Origin of the sequence: Halobacillus litoralis, assembly GCF_020524025.1 — a bacterium.
GTDB classification, from domain to species: domain Bacteria; phylum Bacillota; class Bacilli; order Bacillales; family Halobacillaceae; genus Halobacillus; species Halobacillus litoralis_D.
In genome coordinates this window covers 213,452-230,991 of sequence record NZ_JAIVKN010000002.1, presented here as the reverse complement: position 1 = coordinate 230,991, position 17,540 = coordinate 213,452, and the positions used below count along the sequence as shown (strand labels likewise).

Below are 17,540 nucleotides of genomic sequence, written 5' to 3'. Positions count from 1 at the left end.
AAGAAACACACTTGTTACGCTTTTCCAATGCAAAAGTATGCGTTCTATCCTATATAGGGCATGAATCCTACAACTCAATACACAAGGAGCGAGTACATATATGGAGTTTATAACGGAATCCCACTATTATCGTGTCATGCCTTTCCTGCTTGAAGGTTTGGTATGGACATTATTAATCACATTTGTTGGTCTGATTATCGGTTTCGTACTAGGAGCAATTTTCGGTTTTGCCAGATTATCTAAAAACAAGCTGATCTACGGTATTGCTACCGTTTATGTAGAAGCGGTACGTGGAACACCGATTCTGGCTCAGATCTTATTCATTTATTTTGGTTTATCTGACTTGATGGATGTAAATATTGATAAAATTACAGCATCTATTATCGCTATCGCTATTAATGCAGGTGCTTATATTGCAGAAATTGTACGTGGAGCCGTCTACTCCATCGATAAGGGGCAGGAAGAAGCAGGACGCTCCATAGGGCTGACGCGTAACCAGACGATGCGTTACATTATATGGCCCCAGGCTTTCCGCCGCATGATTCCACCACTGGGGAATCAGTTCGTTATCAGTTTGAAAGATACGTCATTGTTCTCTGTTATTGCTGTTGGAGAGCTATTGTATATGGGACAGCAATATTACGGGATGACATTTCAGGCTTTCCAGGCACTTACGATGGTTTGTATCATGTACTTAATCATTACTGTACCAACTGCGGTTTACTTGAGAAGAGTTGAAAGGAGACTGGATGTCTAATGATCAGCGTGAAAGACTTACACAAATCATTCGGTTCATTTGAAGTATTAAAAGGAATTAACGTGGAAATTAAAGAAAAAGAAGTTGTCTGCGTCATTGGTCCATCCGGATCTGGGAAAAGTACATTTCTGAGGTGTTTAAACTTGTTGGAAGAAGTCACTTCAGGGGACGTCCTGATTGAAGGGGATAACCTGACCGATCCTAAGATCAATATTAATGATATTCGGTCACGTGTCGGGATGGTCTTTCAGCACTTTAATCTCTTTCCGCATAAAACCGTCCTTGAGAACATTACAATCGGACCAATTAAAGTAAAGAAAATGAATAAAAAAGAAGCAGAGAAAGTGGCTGTTCCTTTGCTTGAAAAAGTAGGGCTCAGCGATAAGGCAGATGCTTACCCTGAAAGTTTATCAGGGGGACAAAAGCAGCGCGTGGCGATCGCGCGTTCGCTGGCAATGGAACCAAGAATTATGCTTTTCGATGAGCCGACTTCTGCTCTTGACCCTGAGCTTGTCGGCGATGTGCTGGAAGTTATGAAAGAACTGGCTCACGAAGGGATGACTATGGTTGTAGTGACGCACGAAATGGGATTTGCCCGGGAAGTGGGAGATCGTGTTCTGTTTATGGATGAAGGAATTATTATGGAGGAGGATGTCCCGGCTAATTTGTTTGGAAACCCTCAAAATCCTAGAACGGTAGAGTTTTTAAGTAAAGTACTATAAAAAAAGCAGAAGTGGGATATCCCACTTCTGCTTTTTTCATTTAACTTTTCTACTGGTTTACATCTATATGGTGATGAACTACCTTTTTACCATTCTGACCTGAACATAAATGGAAATAAGAATGTAGCCTAAAACGATCGGAAGAATTATAGAGATTTCTGCAGCACGATTGCTGGTATCTGTGAATACGAACGAAAGTATAAATAAAATTCCGCCTGCAAGAAGGTTGTAACCTCCCATAATTTTCGTTAACTTGTCTTTGTCTTTGACTTTGCTCTTGTTATATCCACTTAACATCCAGGTCTGCTTTTTCACGCCTACAAAATAAGACAGAACCAACAAAGCCACACCAAGGATAAGTAGATTCGGATTGAATTCCATATTTCTCCTCCTTATCTTTTTAATACCCCTTTTCCAAAGGTGGAAAAAGGACTATTGGAAATTGTTCAAAGAATGTACTTTAAAACATATTGTAAGATGCAATGAAATAAAGAACGATCATCGCAAACGACGGTGCTGCGTAAAGGGCGGTATTCCTTTTAGGTTTTCGATTTAAGAGAAAGACAGTAAGCAGAAGCATCACAATACTTAATAAGGCAATAGGCAGATGGGTGGTTGACAGGGCCTGTAAGATGGGTCCTTTGCGATAAAACAAATCTGTCACAGCTAGTAATTGCAGATTAAATAAGTTACTGCCCAGTATTGAACCAAGAGCCATGCCGTAGTTTGCGAGTTTAAAAGCGACAAGAACCGTGACGAGTTCAGGTAAAGAGGTGGAGGCGGCAATTAAGAAGCTGCCCACAAAGCTTGAGCTCATCCCTGTCTGCTGGGCGATCTGATCTCCTGATATCGAAAGCGCACTGCCGGCAGCAAAGACCACAACAGCAGAAATGATAAACCCAATGACTGCTGTCTTTAAAGAATAATCTTTACCAACTGCTGCCGCTTCATCCATTTCCTCCTCTTCCTGCCTGTTGAAGATCTTAATCGTTACAATATATAAAGCGATGAGGATAAACATCTCTATTCCAATATTGAACAGGGAAATATTAAGGTTCAGAATGAGAGCAGCGACAATAACTAAAGTGAAAATGATTCCTGCAACAGCAGCGGGAAGGTGCTGTTGCTGATCAATAGAGTTGAACATCTTCTTTTTTCGATAAATTGTATCAACAGCAGCTATTATAAGCAGATTAAACACATTACTGCCCAGCATGTTACCAACGGCAATATCGGGGTTATCAATATAAACGGCCGTTAAGCTGGTCGTGAGTTCAGGCAGTGAAGTTGCACCAGCGATAAGAAATGTTCCTACAACAGCACCGCTCAAAGTGGATTTTCTACTAATTACATCACCAAAACGGTTGAGCTGGATGGCGGCTAGAACTACAATAATGGCAGAAACTGTGAATGTTAGAAATATCATGAATCTGTCTCCTTTTTTGTTTTCTGAGCCGTGTCTTCCATAAAAAAAAGACCTCGGCCCGTGATTCAGGCCAAGGTCTTGCGTACTATGGTCATAGTTTGATAAACCAGGTTATACACCGAAATGACGATTTATCAGCCGTTTTATCAACGGTCGCTACTCCCCTTGTTACTATTAATATAGCGAATCCCCTGCATAACGTCAACTAAATCTACTGCATGAAGAAAAAGTTGGTGAGAACCCCCATGTTTTCTGCAGACTATTTCTTTTCCTCAGGGTTTTCATGGAGGTAGAAAAGGGAGATTTTTAAGCGCTTTTTGAAAGAGGACTACTTATAAAGAATTTCTCAGATGGCATCAGAAGGGGGGCAGAGACATTACATAAACCTTTTACTAACATTCTATAAATCTAATGAATGGTTTCTGGAAGGGGTCATTTAAAAACTTATTATTTTCTGATAAATCTGTAAATTTCATTGAAGATTTGACGAAATATGGTGTATAATATCCTTAATATGTAAGCGTATACATAAAAGGGGAGTGTTAGTGTGAGTGGTATTTGGCTGGCTGTTGTAGGAGGACTTGTCTTTTTTCTTGGCTATCGCTATTATTCAAAAATTATAGCAGAGAAGATCTATCGTCTGGATCCAAATTATGTAACACCTGCCCATCAATATAAAGATGGGGTCGACTTTGTACCAACAAACAAATTTGTCTTATGGGGACACCATTTTACGTCTGTCGCTGGTGCAGCCCCGATTGTAGGACCGGCCATCGCAGTTTATTGGGGCTGGCTGCCCGCTGTGCTCTGGGTCCTGCTTGGAACGGTCTTCGCTGCCGGCGTCCATGATTTCGGTACATTAGTGCTGTCGGTAAGAAATAAAGGGCAGTCCATTGGAACACTTGCAAGTAAGTTGATCGGTCAAAAAGCAAAAGTGTTGTTCTTATTTATTATTCTACTCCTTGTATTAATGGTTAACGCCGTATTTGCCTGGGTTATTGCAAACTTGTTCATTTCTTTTCCAGCGAGTGTCCTATCTGTATTTATCCAAATTCCGCTTGCCGTGTGGATCGGCTACCATGTGTATAAAAGACAGGGCGGGATGCTTCTGCCATCCATTGTGGCACTGGCTGTTATGTATCTTTCTGCCATAGTAGCAAGCTATGTTCCAGCGTTACAGATAGACTTAGTCCGCTATTTTGGCGGGGAAGGAGCAACAACGTTATTTGGTTTAAATGCAACATCCATGGCTTTCTTCGTCTGGATTGTTGTGCTGATGGTTTATGTGTATATTGCTTCCACCTTACCAGTATGGAAACTATTGCAGCCGCGTGACTATATTAATTCACACCAGTTGATTGTTGGTCTTGCTCTTTTATATCTTGGCTTATTGTTTTCAAACCCTGAAGTCACTGCGCCTGTAACCAATGCTTCTGCAGACACTTCATGGTTCCCGCTCCTCTTTATCACCATTGCATGTGGAGCGATCTCTGGTTTTCATGGTCTAGTATCTTCAGGAACTTCATCCAAGCAGTTAAATAATGAAGCAGACGCGAGATTTGTCGGGTATTTAGGGTCTGTTGGTGAAGGTGCCCTTGCTTTAGTTGCTATTATAGCTGTCGTAACGTTTTTCCCTACAGCTGGAGAGTTTACGGCAACCTACAGCGGTTTTGCTGCTGCAAGCGGTGCAGGACTTGGCGTGTTTATTCAAGGAGCCGGACAGCTTGCTACCGGTCTTGGCATCCCAGCCTCAGTAGCAGCGACTATTGTATCTGTTATCGTGGTAAGCTTCGCTGCAACAACGCTGGATTCTTCTGTCCGGTTAATGCGTTATATTATTGCGGAATTAGGGATGGAGTATAAGATTAAGCCTTTAACGAAAACTCATGTAGCCACTACAGCTGCAGTTGTTTCCAGTGCAGCCTTAACGCTGATTCCTCAAGGTCCCAAAGGATTCGGATCAGGAGGCTATCTTCTATGGCCGTTGTTTGGGACGTCGAATCAGCTGCTTGCAGGTATCAGCCTGCTGCTGATATCCATCTGGTTAAAGCGGCAGGGACGCAATTATCTGCCGACGATCATCCCTATGGTATTCCTCATGTTTATGACGTTATGGGCCATGATTGATCAGGTCACGACAGAGTGGGCGCCTTGGAATGAAGGAAGTGACTGGATGCTGTTTACGTTCGGTGCCATCATTCTCGTCTTTACATTCTGGATATTAATAACAGCTGTTTCCGCTATCTCAAAAGATAAAAATGATTCGATTGAAAAGAGCGCGTAATGTCTAACTACTTATTTAATAAAAGAAGAGGATGGGAGTCCTCTTTTGACTAAAACACGACTGATATAGAAAAATCCGTGCCCTTTTGGCAGTGTGAAAGGTTGGTACCCAGTGGTCAACCCAAGACCGCTGAAAGGGCGCTTTTTCTTAGCCTCTATTAAAATCAAGGAGGAATATCCATGGTGGATGTCATGATGATTCGTCCTGAAAAAGAGATTGGGATGGGATGCTGCGGAGGAATTTGCAGTGATCCTGATGGGTTGATTCATATGGAAGATGAGTTCAGTCACCACGATGAAGACCGGAGACGGTTACAGGTGATCTATCAAACTACCAACGAACAGTTTGGAGACGAAGTCGATATTAATTTCCTTGATCCCAGAAACCTACTTGCTGTATTTGTCTATTTTACAAGACACGTAAAGAAAAGAAATATCACACTTGTGAAAGCATTGAAATATACGGTATTCCATATTAAATACAATGCTGTTTTTATAGATGGGGAACTGGTGAATAGTCAGGCTGATTATGAAGAAAGGTTAAAAACAAAACTTGAGAGATAAAGGGGGAGAATGATGGAAATGAAAGAGACGTTTAAGAAAATTCTACAAGTATATGATGAAGTGCTGAGTCTTCCCCATAAGCAGGAGATTGCAAGGGAATTAAGGGATGAGGAGGATCTCTTTCTACTGCTCCTCTATTCCGATATGCTCGGTATTCCGAACCCCGCATTTTACTATACTTTAGAGCTTTACCCGTATATTATAGAAAAATTCCATGATTGGCACTTAAGGATGGGGATGGAGAAGTCCCCACTCGATGGTATTCGCTGCTGCTAGAGGAGGTAGAATGTGAAAACGATAAATGAAAATAAAATTATATTCGTTGGTGGAAAGGGAGGGGTTGGAAAATCGACCTCCTCCGCCGCGCTTGCTGTCACTCTTGCTGAAGAAGGAAATCAGACTCTTGTCGTATCGACAGATCCAGCACATAACCTTGGTGACATTTTTCATACATCACTTTCCCATGAGAAAACGAATCTGATGAAAAATTTATGGGGAATTGAAATTGATCCTCATCATGAATCGAAAAGATACATTGAAGGGGTAAAGGATAATCTGGAGGGACTTGTCAAAACGAAAATGGTGGAAGAAGTACATAGACAAATTGATATGGCCAGTGCTTCTCCGGGAGCTGATGAAGCCGCTTTATTTGATCGCTTAATTTCTATTATTCTGGAAGAAGGAAATCAATTTGATAAGATTGTCTTTGATACGGCACCTACCGGTCATACCATTCGGTTATTGACCTTACCAGAGCTCATGGGAGTCTGGATGGATGGGATGCTGGAGAGACGGAAGACGATGAACAACAACTACACCCAGCTATTGAATGACGGTGAGCCTGTAGACGATCCCATTTATGACGTCCTGCAAAAGAGAAGAGAGAAGTTCTCTGCTGTGAGGGAGATCATCCTGGATCCAGAACAGACGGGATTTGCTTTTGTTCTCATACCAGAACGCCTGCCTATTTTAGAAACACAAAAAGCTGTGCGTCAATTACAGCAGCACAATCTCCATGTGAAAACGCTGATTGTTAATAAGGTTCTGCCGTCCCATGCAGACGGGGCGTTCCTTGAGAAAAGAAGAAAACAGGAAAAGGTATATTTGGATGAGATCGAAAACTTATTTAAAGAGCAGCGTCTTGTAAACGTACCCTTGTTTGAAGAGGATATAGCGGATAAGGACCAGCTTAAAATTTTTTCACAGCACTTCAAATCGCTGGTTTCAGTGCAGAAATAAAAGGTCAGTCATCTACATGACTGACCTTTTTACTGGCAGCATAAAATTGCCCGGGTAATGGAAGCTCAGGTCTTTGAAGATGCTGATGTCTTCCTTACACACGCTCTTCCAAGACGGCATAACCATATGGGGGAACAGCTACGCTTTGATCATTCATTGCAAAATCCTCATCAGCATCAATGACCCGTTTTATATTCCATTTGTTTGCCAGCTTTAAAGGATGGGGATTTCGGTTCAGTAAGAAGAGGAGAGACTGCTGCTCTGTTGTTTTTCGGTAAGCAAGGACATCCCTGCCGGCATTTAGGAACGAAAATCGTCCAGCGTTGCCGAAAGCTGGTTCCGTCTTTCTGTATGCAATCATTTTCTGAATGAATGTGAAGAGTTCGATGTTCTGTTTTTCTTTTTCCCAAACCATACATCTTCGACATCCAGGATCCTCGCCGCCTGTTAAACCGACTTCATCCCCATAGTAAATACAAGGTGTGCCCTCATAAGAGAGTTGAAAGAGGTACATGAGTTGTGCGGATTTTTGACTGCCATTTGTATAGGTCAATACCCTTGGTGTGTCATGACTGTCTAATAAGTTGAAGGAGACTTCATTTACGGATACTGGGTACATGTGCTGCACTCTGGTCAACTGGTTTCTAAAATGATCAAGTGTAATCTTTCTCGTTGCAAAAAAATTGACCACAGCATTTGTAAACGGATAGTTCATGACTGCATCAAATTGGTCTCCCTGCAGCCATGGCATTGAATCATGCCAGATCTCTCCCAGAATGTAGGCCTCGGGCTTGGCTCTTTTAACAGTTAGACGAAACTCCCTCCAAAAAGCATGATCGACTTCATTGGCAACATCCAAACGCCAGCCGTCAATATCGAACTCTTCAATCCAATAGCGGGCAGCCTTCAATAAGTACGCTTTTACTTCCGGGTGCTGGGTATTTAGTTTTGGCATGCTTGGAACAAATGCAAACGTATCATAATTTGGACGTGGTTCCGTTCTAACTTCCTGATCCTTAAGGTGAAACCAGGAAGCATAAGGGGAGTCTCTGCCATTTTTCAAAACATCCTGGAAAGGTTGAAAATAATAACCACTGTGATTGAAGACCGCATCAAGCATCACTTTAATTCCTCTTTTATGGCACTCGGATACTAAATTTCGAAACGTTTCTTTACTCCCAAATTGAGGGTCGACCTCCATGTAATCTATCGTATCGTATTTATGGTTGGAATACGCTTTAAAAATTGGAGTGAAGTAAATACCATTGATTCCGAGCTCTGTTAAGTAATCCAGGTGTTCCATCACGCCTTGAAAGTCCCCTCCAAAGAAGTTTGAAGGTGTAGGAGCCTCACTATCCCAGGGAAGTGTCCCGTTTGGATTTATAGACGCATCACCATTCGCAAACCGTTCGGGGAAAATCTGATACCAAACGGTCTCCCGCACCCAGTCAGGAGCATCGAAAACATCGACAGCATTCAGGAAGGGGAAGCAAAAATGACAGCCGACATCATCGAGAGGGATATGATCGTAAAAACCCCGTTCCGTATAGACTGTTTTCTCTTGCGGTGTTTCTAATAAAAACGAATAACGCAGGCGTCTATATGGGGGATTGAGAGCGGCCAGCCAATAATCAAAAAGCTCATCAGAGCCTGACTTTTCCATGATAAGAAAATCTGCCTGCCACTGTTGATTCTTCCAATCATAGGGATCCCCGTGAATGAGGGTGACCTTATCGATATCATTCTTCTTTGTGCGCAGACGGATATGGATCGTCTTGTCGTCATAAGCGTAAGCGTCATTATTGTTCGGCCGGTGGTAGACTGCTTCTTTAAACACCAGTATTCATCCTTTCTGAACAGAGAAGGTAATCTTTTTATAGGGATACATGCTCTTTCTTTGTTTACGTTTGTACCATCTGTTATAGACTTTCTATTTTCCCGGGCTTCAAAAAACGTTCTACAGGCTTACCTAATGGAGTAGGTACCTGACTGAACCGCACCCATTCGTCTTCAGATTGACAGGCAAAGGTAGGAAAGGATAACCTTGAAGACATATGAATCCGAAGGGGAAACGCCTCCAATTCTCTTTTTGTAATGACCGTTAAAAAAATGAGTTTTTTAAGTACATGTATAGTAGGTGATCGTTATGGGAGTAACTATTAAGGAAGTAGCTAAAGCTGCAGGGGTAGCACCATCCACAGTCTCACGTGTCATTGCGGACCATCCAAGGATCAGCCCCGCCACCAAAAAGCGCGTCAAGAAAGCGATGAAGGATTTGGGCTACCATCCCAATGCAAATGCGAGAAGCTTAGCCAACCGCTCCACTCAATCGCTTGGTGTCGTTCTGCCGTCCAGCGCAGACAAAGCTTTGCAAAATCCTTTTTTTCCTGAAGTGCTTCGAGGCATTAGTGCGGTTGCGCATGAGATGGATTATGCCATTATGTTATGTACAGGGGAAACGGATGAGGAAATGCTCACAGCGGTTGAAGGCATGGTGTACAGCCGCCGGACGGATGGTATTCTTCTCCTTTACTCCCAGGTCAATGATGCTATTATTCACTTTTTGCTGGAACAGAACTTTCCCTTTGTAGTTGTCGGTAAGCCCTCCGAACGTGTAGATGAGATTACCCACGTCGACAATGACAATCAAAGAGCAGGAAAAGAAGTGACCAATCATTTGATCGATCTTGGCCATGAGCGTATCGCTTTTATTGGCGGATCGAAGGAACGTGTGGTAACCATTGATCGAATGCGGGGATATGAGCAAGCTTTAAGAGAGGCGGACCTTGTCTGCTTGGATGAATACACCATTCACACCGAATTTTTAAAATCGGGAGGGCGGGAAGCAGTGGAGCAGCTGCTTGCGTTACCAGAACCTCCAACTGGTATGGTGATTGCGGATGATTTGATGAGTATTGGTGTTGTGAACATGCTGGAAGAGTTTGATAAACGGGTGCCGGAAGACGTGTCGATTGTCAGTTTTAACAACGTTTACTTAGCTGAAATGACCCGCCCGCCTTTAACGACGGTTGATATTCATATCTACAGTCTCGGTAGTCAGGCAGCCAAGTGTTTAATTGAAAAAGTAAAAAATAAAGAAGAGCCGGCGAAACGGATTATTGTTCCGTTTGATATTAAATACCGCTTATCGACGAAAGAAAAGGAAGGTCCGACTAAAGTTTAAACTTTAGTCGGGCTTTTTTCGTTTACATCAAAGCTTATGGAAGACTTAAGCAGGGTCTTATGGAATACGAGATCTTATTTGAAATATCATAGAGGCTTAACATAGCGTTTAATTAAAGCTGTTAAAAACAAGAACAAAAGGTACAGAGCGGAGATGAAACTTCCATAAAACCAAAAGGAAGAAGTCCAGATATGACCAAAACTCTTCCAGAAACTCATTCCTCCCTCGTTTGCAGGAAGTATGGAATATGTCGAAACCTGCACATACAACATGGAAGTAAAAAAGAAAGCGGTCATCAAAGTGACGATCCATGGCCATTTTTTTGGTTGATTCATGAAATCCTCCTAAGTAAGAAAATGGGACTGTACGTAATTTTAACATGGTCTACATGTTCCGGAGCATAAGGCAAAAAATAAAAAATTGTAAAAAAATGAAATGTCTGGCTGTTTTTCGTCGTCTTAGAAGTAGAACGATGAAACGGGGAGGAAGTAAATCATGATTGAAGTCAAAGACCTATCGCATTCCTTTTATGTAGGAAAAAAGAATAAGCAGCAGGAAGTTCCTGTTTTAAAAGATATCCAGTTATCTATTAAAAAAGGGGAAATTGTCTCTATTGTTGGACGAAGTGGCTCTGGAAAATCTACGTTACTCAACTTGATGAGCGGCTACATAAAACCGACAGAAGGGGAGTTATTTATAAAAGGGGAGCAGGTAACTCATTATAAAGAGTCCGACTGGGCAGATTTCCGCTCAGATAACCTTGGCTTCATCTTTCAAAGCTTTCAGCTCATTCAAAGTATGACGGCTTATGAAAATATCGAACTTCCATTAGTTATGAAAGGCGTGGACAAACGAGATCGCGCCCGCAGAGTGGAAGAGATGGTAGAGAAGGTCGGACTCGCTTCCATTCGGGATCATTACCCTTCAGAGCTTTCCGGAGGCCAGCAGCAGCGCGTCTCTGTAGCACGTGCCCTCATTGCTCATCCACCGATTATTCTCGCTGACGAACCGACTGGGAGTCTGGATCAGGAAACAGAAGCGGAATTACTTTCCATGATTCAGAAGCTCAATAAGGAAGAGAACATTACGTTTGTTATCATTACTCACGATGAAGAGGTAGCAGCTATTGCTGACCGCACCATCCGTTTTGAAGACGGCAGGTTACGTGCAAGTAAAAAGGCGGTGGCCCGATGAAGTGGATAGACCGCTTTCAATTTATCAGACAAAACATGAAGAAAAATAAATCGCGTGTATGGATGACGATCTTAGCAACGGCGATTGGATGTGCGTTCCTGATTGTTTTAGCCTCCATTGGGTTTGGAGCGCAGCGGTTTATTGTTCAGGATATGATGCAGGACCGTGACATAACGGAAATTTCCATATACGCAAAATCCGAGGTTGAAGAAGGAGATACTCCTGAAATTACAAAACAGGATATTGAATTATTTAAAGAAATGGAAGATGTGAGAACTGTGTCTCATAAAATTGTCATCCAAAACTCCCCGATGGTCCATTTTGAAGGTTATGAGGGACAGTCCAATGTCAGTGCGGTCGATTTTTCTTCTGAGAAAAAATCTGGTTTGGAACTTTCTGAAGGCCGAATGCCTCAAACAGAGAACGAAGTCCTCGTAGGCTACCATTTAAATCAGTTTTTATATCCAGAAAGCGCCGATGTCTCAGCCGAGTTGTTTAACGAAGAAGGGGTGGTAAAGGAGGAGTACCGGATTAGTCAGAGTCTGCTCAATGCAACGGTAGAACTTGAAGTGGAGCAGTTAAAAGATGGGCAGCAGGTAAGTGAAAGATTCCCAGTGACGGTTGTTGGAATTATGGAACCCCCTTCCCGCGACTGGCAGAAAAGTGATGATGTTTACATATCCGAAGATGTACTTGCCAAGATCGAGGCGTTTACAGGAACCGAAAATGGAAGTCTGATTACCCCTGAGATGAGTGAAAAGGAAGTAGAGATGTTAAGAAATCAAGAGGAGCAGCGGACATTTAACGATGTGAAAGTCATTGCTGAAAATATGGAAAAGGTCGAGTCTTTATCTCAGCAGTTAAAGGATGAAGGGTATCAAATCTATTCGGTTACCGAGGAAGTTGATCAGGTGAACGTCGTATTTGCAGTCATCAAGGTTGGTCTCATTATTGTAGGAACGATTGCCCTTTTAATTGCTTCGATTGGTATTTATAATACGATGTCCATGGCGGTTACAGAGCGAACACAGGATATTGGTATCATGAAGGCGATCGGTGGACATCCGCGCATGATTAAGAGTATCTTTCTTATGGAGAGCGGCTATATTGGTCTTATGGGGGCTGTTGCAGGCGTAGTTGCGGCGTATTTAATCAGTACTGGAATCAACCAGATTTTACCGTTTGTTATTCAGCGTGTGTTCAATGAAACTCCGGACACTGTAATTCAGCTTTCCTATATCCCTCCTTATATGGCGCTGATCTGCCTGGCCCTTAGTGTTGGTGTAGCGATGTTGTCTGGGATGAAGCCGGCGGCAAAAGCAACAAGAATTGATGTCCTGCGGGCGTTACGAAGAGATGTGTAATGGAAGAACCGATCAGTTATTCTAGTGAATGTTTGATGGGCTTTTTTATTCATGAGTGAGCTTAGTTGAGCGAATAGACCTGAAAATGACCTGAATGGAAGGCGGTCATCATTAAATATTGGGTTTTTAGAGTTTTTTTCGTCCCTTTTTCCTAGTTTTTTTGCATGTTGGAGGAATATTCGGTACCCTAGTAGAGTTGATGTTTAAACAATTAGGAGAGGGATTTATATGAGTAAGATAAAACGTAATGACCCATGCCATTGTGGAAGTGGGAAAAAATATAAGAAATGCTGTATGAATAAAAGTGATGAGGGCATTGGTTCAGAAAGTCTTCATGAAGAACTGAAAAACCATTACAGTCACTTTATGGCTTATGTGAACCGCAATTACCCGAACGTCACTCCGACGGATAACCGGGAAACACAGGAAGAGGAAGTGGAAGCAGCCTTCCGTATGGTCCAAGGTGTATTTATGGACAAGCAGGAAGATGGCTCTACGTTATATGATGAATTCCTGGAGAAGAAAAAAGACAAAATTATCCGTCCTGCAACAATGGCTACAATGGAAGCTTGGAAGTCTCCGCACGTGAGCCTGTTTGAGATTCAAGAGACTCAGACGGAGCAGACCGTTACCGTTGTTGACGTATGGAGTGGTGAGAGATACGAAGTGAAAAGGGACGGAATTCCGTTGAAAGAAGAAAACTACGGACATATGCCTTATTGTATCGGTGTTCTTTTGAAGTGGGGCCCTGTCTACAATTTTGTGCCACTGGCAATTCCTAACTATGCGAAGGCTTATCAAGTCTTCCGTGAAGAGCTGGAGAGTGAGTTTGCGAAGGCATCTGATGCCAATGTTAATCAATATATGCAGCGTACGTTGATTGAACAGTTGAGAAAATGGATGTATATGAACGGTGAGGAAGATCAGGACGTATCCGCTGAACAGGAAGACGAAAATTCCGAAGGTGATGAAGTGCTTGATCTTCTGGATCGTGAATTGAAGGCTGAGCCTGCTTTTGATCAGCTGAAAGAGAGCTGGGAAACATATAAACAACAGGAGAAGCCGACATTCCGTAAGCCGGAAGTCGTGACAGCCGCTTTAGAACACATCTACCGCAGTACGTCCTATTTCCGTTCGGAGCCTGAGAAAGTGACGAAGAAAGCTGTCGCAGAAAAATACGATGTGAGCGCAGGCAGCATGAGCAAGCGGATCACCCAGATCAATCAGTTTTTGGACCAGAAGGAATAAGTAAGAAACGGGAGTGCTCTTTAATGGGCGCTCTTTTTTTCTTCCTCCCTGCATATCGTATAGGGGGAGGGGGTCCACATGAAGAAAAGTAATACACCGATTGTCCTCATCTCGCTCTTGCTTATCGTTGCTTTAATCGCAGCGATTGCGATTACTTTTTTCGTAATGACACGTCCCGGCCATGAAGCAGAAGGGACGGTGGAACAATTCTACCTCTATGAACAAGAGGCGAAATTCGCAGATTCCTGGGGACTTCTTCATTCAGAGATGAAAAAGAAATTTGATAAAGGGCATTACATACAGGATCGTGCCCATGTTTTTATGAACCATTTCGGCGTTGAGACCTTTACATTTACTATTGGAGAGGTGACCCATCTTGATCAGTGGACGATGGAGAAAGGGGCTAAACCTGTTAAGGATGTCTATTTTATGACAGTCATTCAGACCTTTAAAGGGAAGTATGGGCAGTTCAGACTTCATCAGGATGTGTATGTGACAAAGGAAAAGAGCAAGTGGAAAATCTTATGGGATTATCAAAAGTAAAAGCCTCCTGACTATTGTCAGGAGGCTTTTCGGTCAGGATGCTTCAGCAGCCTGGGCAAGTGGCAGTACTTCTATCTCATACTCATCTTGTGGGTCAAAAATAAACATATATTCACCCGTAGAAGGCGGAGTGAAGGTTAAATTGTTTCCCTCCAGCCATTCCCCGTCACGGACAAACTTATATTCTACAGTTTCGCCCGCTGTTAGTGAAACCGGCCCACTTTTCCAGACGAGATCCTTTTCATCAAACGTCAACATATACTGGTCTGTTTCCCAGTTAAGAGGAGCAGAACCTCTTAACACCACTTTGGAATATTTCTTTTCTTCTGATGGTTCTTCATAGCGCAGCTTGCCTTTTACGTCATAAACTTCAACAGAATCTGCCTCAATCGTCATTTCTAATGATCCTTTATGACTTTTCAGCTTCTCTTTGCCAAGCAGCGATTTCAACTGGACTTTATTTGGTGTCTTTTGATTGTAGAGTTCAATCAAGTCCAGGTTTCTGTCCTGCTCTCCTTTATTGATGACTGTAACTACTTTGTCGTTAGGTTCAGAACGTTCAAAAATAAGGATGTCATCATCGGAATAGATCACTTTAAAATCTCCGTGTGTCAATGCAGGATGGTCATCTCGAGCATCAATCAACGTCTTGTAATGAGATTTCAAATCTTTATTCTGCTTATCTTTATCCCAAATCATCATTTCACGGTAATAGCGGTCCTTCCATTCTTTCACATCATTGTGATCACCGCTTTGGGATAAGCCTACTTCATCCCCATAATAGATGATAGGAGCCCCCGGCAGTGCAAACTGCAGAGCAGCCGCATTTTTCATTGTAGTCACATCCCCATCTGCTTCATAGATAAAGCGTGGCATGTCGTGACTGTCGAGGAAGGTGGCTCCAATGTATTCATCTCCGTAGGTTTCATAAATCGTCTCAAGAGAGTCTCCCAGCTGATTCATGGATCCATCATTAATAAAAGCTTCGTAAATTGCTGACTGCGTTTCGAAGTCTATGGCTCCATCCAGCTTACCTGTGTAAGAATCAATGGTTTCTAAGCTGTCCCAGATCTCACCAAAGATAAACGCGTCAGAATCGAGCGACTTCACTTTATGACGGAAGTCGACCCAGAAGCTTTGACTTGGTCCTTTCGCATAATCAAGACGGAAACCATCCACACCGATTTCCTCCATCCAGAATGGAACCACTTCATCAAGCATATATGCCCGTGTTTCAGGGTTGTCATTGTTCAACTCAGGGAGTTCCTTAACACTGTAAAACGTTTCGTATTCATCCGGCCATTTGATAAAGGTATACCAGTCATAGTAGACACTTGTCTCCCCTTTTTCCAGAGCATCCTGGAAAAATTCATGCTGATTAGAAGTATGGTTCGGAACAAGGTCATAGACAACTCTCATCTCTCTTTTGTGGGCTTCTTTTACAAGTTCCTTCATCAAATCATTGCTTCCAAATCGAGGGTCAATATTCATAAAATCTGTAGGATGGTACCCATGGGAATAAGGTCCTTCATAAATAGGGGAAATCCAAAGTGTATTTACACCGAGATCATCAATATAGTCGATTTTCTCAATGACTCCCTGCAGGTCTCCACCCATCCAGCCTTTTAACCGCTCATCAAGAGGGGCATCAGCGTCTACAGACGTATTGTTCTTTTCACTTCCATCCCGGAACCGATCAACAAATACCTGATAGATCACCGCTTCTTTAGCCCAATCGGGGGACTGGAAATCATCGACGTAGTAGGCAAATTCAGTCGCTTCATCAGGAGCAAGCACATTGTTATCTGCAAATTGTGATCCAGCACTCTCACTATTCCAAACGTCTATTTTATACTTCACTCGTGTGCCATTTTTCTGTGAGGGAATGGTTCCTTCAAGCTGGGATGTCTTTAGTCCGTTGGCATTTTCGGATGTTTCTTTAATCGTAAGGGTAGAGAGCGATCCATTATCAACAGAACCGCGTTTTCCAACAGGGGTGCTGCCATCCGTCGTATAATAGACAGCCCCTTGATCAATCGGACCGAAGTGTTCCACCGTAACAGAGACCGTTACATCATCATTTTTGGCGGGCGTATAAGGATCATGATTAAAGTCATGCGTCACGGACTGGGCAACCGGAATGGTCTTCCATTTGTCCACAGCATCCTCCTGAACTTGAGCATCCTCTGTTAAGGTAACCGTTCGTGGCTGCTTACGGTCTTCCTTATAAGCTTCACCTGCTAAGCTGTAAAAATAGGAGATTTCTTCTCCTGTATTTCCTACCACTTGAACGGAGTAAGTATCTTCGCCTGCTTTTTCCATCGGACTTGCCGTATAATGGAAGTCATTTTTACTTGAAGCGATCGTAGGTGTTACCCATTCAGGTGTACCCTCAGGCACGGTCAATTCTAAGGTCACACTCGCTTCATACGTATCAGCCAGGCGGATATCAACTTTGCGTTCATTCTCAGGATAAAAAGCGAAAATGTAATCGGCATCCTGAGGGGCTGTCACCTCTAAGTTTGCCCCCGGCATCCAGTTACCGTCATAAACAAACTTATACTCTGTCGTTTTTCCGCCTTCTAAAGAAACGGGGGCGCTGAGCCACACACCCTCGGCTTCATCGTAATGGAGAGGATGGTCATTTGAGCTCCAGTCCAGTGAATCCGCACTTCCGCGAAGAACCACTTGATCATAGGTTTTGGCATCGGCATGAACATTTAATGCAACCGGTTGCATAAATGTTAAAAATAAAAGGGTCACCCCTATAAACCAAATCCATGTTTTCTTCGACACGTACATCCCTTCTTTCTGTTAATATATGTGAAATCGCTTTCATTATAAGGTGGAAAGCGAAACATGTCTATAGGACTAACTCATTAATTGGCAGAATAGACTGAAATATAGAAGATCGTTTCACAGGAAATGTAGAAAGGGAGTATATCTCTGAAGTTTTTATAGGGGAAAAACATGTTTGAAAGGGGGGGGGAGGGAAACGGATCGGAACGACTTGCTC

17 protein-coding genes are annotated in these 17,540 nt (G+C 42.8%); 11 read left to right on the top strand and 6 right to left on the bottom strand.

The annotated features are described in order from the left end of the window. Nucleotides 1-100 precede the first annotated feature (100 nt). Together LC036_RS07895 and LC036_RS07890 are read left to right on the top strand one after the other, a co-directional pair. Nucleotides 101-757, top strand: coding sequence for an amino acid ABC transporter permease (locus LC036_RS07895; RefSeq protein ID WP_226580705.1), 657 nt, complete (start codon nucleotides 101-103; stop codon nucleotides 755-757). After that, entirely contained in the window at nucleotides 757-1,479 is a 723-nt protein-coding gene (locus tag LC036_RS07890; protein WP_226580702.1) for an amino acid ABC transporter ATP-binding protein, read from the top strand. The genes LC036_RS07895 and LC036_RS07890 overlap by 1 nt, the downstream gene beginning before the upstream one ends. Before the next feature lie 78 nt (nucleotides 1,480-1,557). On the opposite strand, the gene LC036_RS07885 is transcribed toward LC036_RS07890, so the two are convergent. Beyond that, on the bottom strand, nucleotides 1,558-1,860 hold the full coding sequence (locus LC036_RS07885; RefSeq protein WP_226580699.1) for a DUF3784 domain-containing protein: 303 nt from the start codon (nucleotides 1,858-1,860) through the stop codon (nucleotides 1,558-1,560). A gap of 79 nt (nucleotides 1,861-1,939) precedes the next feature. Beyond that, nucleotides 1,940-2,905 (bottom strand): sodium:calcium antiporter, encoded by a 966-nt coding sequence (locus LC036_RS07880; protein WP_226580696.1) that lies wholly within the window; start codon nucleotides 2,903-2,905, stop codon nucleotides 1,940-1,942. Nucleotides 2,906-3,452: 547 nt separating this feature from the next. Here LC036_RS07880 and LC036_RS07875 point away from each other — a divergent pair. The 4 genes from LC036_RS07875 (at nucleotide 3,453) to LC036_RS07860 (ending at nucleotide 6,991) form a co-directional block, all read left to right on the top strand. Next, nucleotides 3,453-5,189, top strand: a complete 1,737-nt coding sequence (locus tag LC036_RS07875) for a carbon starvation protein A (protein WP_226580693.1) — start codon at nucleotides 3,453-3,455, stop codon at nucleotides 5,187-5,189. Nucleotides 5,190-5,368: 179 nt separating this feature from the next. Next, entirely contained in the window at nucleotides 5,369-5,752 is a 384-nt protein-coding gene (locus tag LC036_RS07870; protein WP_226580690.1) for a hypothetical protein, read from the top strand. A gap of 18 nt (nucleotides 5,753-5,770) precedes the next feature. Further along, nucleotides 5,771-6,028, top strand: a complete 258-nt coding sequence (locus LC036_RS07865; RefSeq protein WP_226582452.1) for a cory-CC-star protein — start codon at nucleotides 5,771-5,773, stop codon at nucleotides 6,026-6,028. 12 nt (nucleotides 6,029-6,040) lie between these two features. Then, nucleotides 6,041-6,991: an ArsA family ATPase gene (locus LC036_RS07860; protein WP_226580686.1), complete on the top strand. Its 951-nt coding sequence runs from the start codon at nucleotides 6,041-6,043 to the stop codon at nucleotides 6,989-6,991. A gap of 94 nt (nucleotides 6,992-7,085) precedes the next feature. Here LC036_RS07860 and LC036_RS07855 read toward each other — a convergent pair whose 3' ends face one another. Further along, nucleotides 7,086-8,828 carry a glycoside hydrolase family 13 protein gene (locus LC036_RS07855; protein ID WP_226580684.1) on the bottom strand — a complete coding sequence of 581 codons (1,743 nt, stop codon included), beginning with the start codon at nucleotides 8,826-8,828 and terminating at the stop codon, nucleotides 7,086-7,088. Nucleotides 8,829-8,910: 82 nt separating this feature from the next. Continuing rightward, nucleotides 8,911-9,045: a hypothetical protein gene (locus LC036_RS18490; protein ID WP_264188193.1), complete on the bottom strand. Its 135-nt coding sequence runs from the start codon at nucleotides 9,043-9,045 to the stop codon at nucleotides 8,911-8,913. A gap of 92 nt (nucleotides 9,046-9,137) precedes the next feature. Between LC036_RS18490 and LC036_RS07850 the strand changes: the two genes are divergently transcribed. Continuing rightward, nucleotides 9,138-10,175: a LacI family DNA-binding transcriptional regulator gene (locus tag LC036_RS07850; protein WP_226580681.1), complete on the top strand. Its 1,038-nt coding sequence runs from the start codon at nucleotides 9,138-9,140 to the stop codon at nucleotides 10,173-10,175. A gap of 86 nt (nucleotides 10,176-10,261) precedes the next feature. Here the strand turns inward: LC036_RS07850 and LC036_RS07845 are convergent, their stop codons facing one another. Next, complete coding sequence (locus LC036_RS07845) at nucleotides 10,262-10,510, bottom strand: hypothetical protein (RefSeq protein ID WP_226580677.1); 249 nt, start codon at nucleotides 10,508-10,510, stop codon at nucleotides 10,262-10,264. Nucleotides 10,511-10,670: 160 nt separating this feature from the next. Between LC036_RS07845 and LC036_RS07840 the strand changes: the two genes are divergently transcribed. The 4 genes from LC036_RS07840 (at nucleotide 10,671) to LC036_RS07825 (ending at nucleotide 14,524) form a co-directional block, all read left to right on the top strand. Continuing rightward, the gene (locus LC036_RS07840; RefSeq protein WP_226580673.1) at nucleotides 10,671-11,369 is read left to right on the top strand and encodes an ABC transporter ATP-binding protein; all 699 of its coding nucleotides are present in this window, start codon (nucleotides 10,671-10,673) and stop codon (nucleotides 11,367-11,369) included. Next, nucleotides 11,366-12,733: an ABC transporter permease gene (locus tag LC036_RS07835; RefSeq protein WP_226580670.1), complete on the top strand. Its 1,368-nt coding sequence runs from the start codon at nucleotides 11,366-11,368 to the stop codon at nucleotides 12,731-12,733. The genes LC036_RS07840 and LC036_RS07835 overlap by 4 nt, the downstream gene beginning before the upstream one ends. A gap of 228 nt (nucleotides 12,734-12,961) precedes the next feature. Continuing rightward, entirely contained in the window at nucleotides 12,962-13,981 is a 1,020-nt protein-coding gene (locus tag LC036_RS07830; RefSeq protein WP_226580667.1) for a YecA family protein, read from the top strand. Nucleotides 13,982-14,059: 78 nt separating this feature from the next. Next, on the top strand, nucleotides 14,060-14,524 hold the full coding sequence (locus tag LC036_RS07825; RefSeq protein WP_226580664.1) for a hypothetical protein: 465 nt from the start codon (nucleotides 14,060-14,062) through the stop codon (nucleotides 14,522-14,524). Nucleotides 14,525-14,557: 33 nt separating this feature from the next. Here the strand turns inward: LC036_RS07825 and LC036_RS07820 are convergent, their stop codons facing one another. Beyond that, nucleotides 14,558-17,320, bottom strand: a complete 2,763-nt coding sequence (locus LC036_RS07820) for an alpha-amylase family glycosyl hydrolase (RefSeq protein WP_226580661.1) — start codon at nucleotides 17,318-17,320, stop codon at nucleotides 14,558-14,560. Nucleotides 17,321-17,540 lie beyond the last annotated feature (220 nt).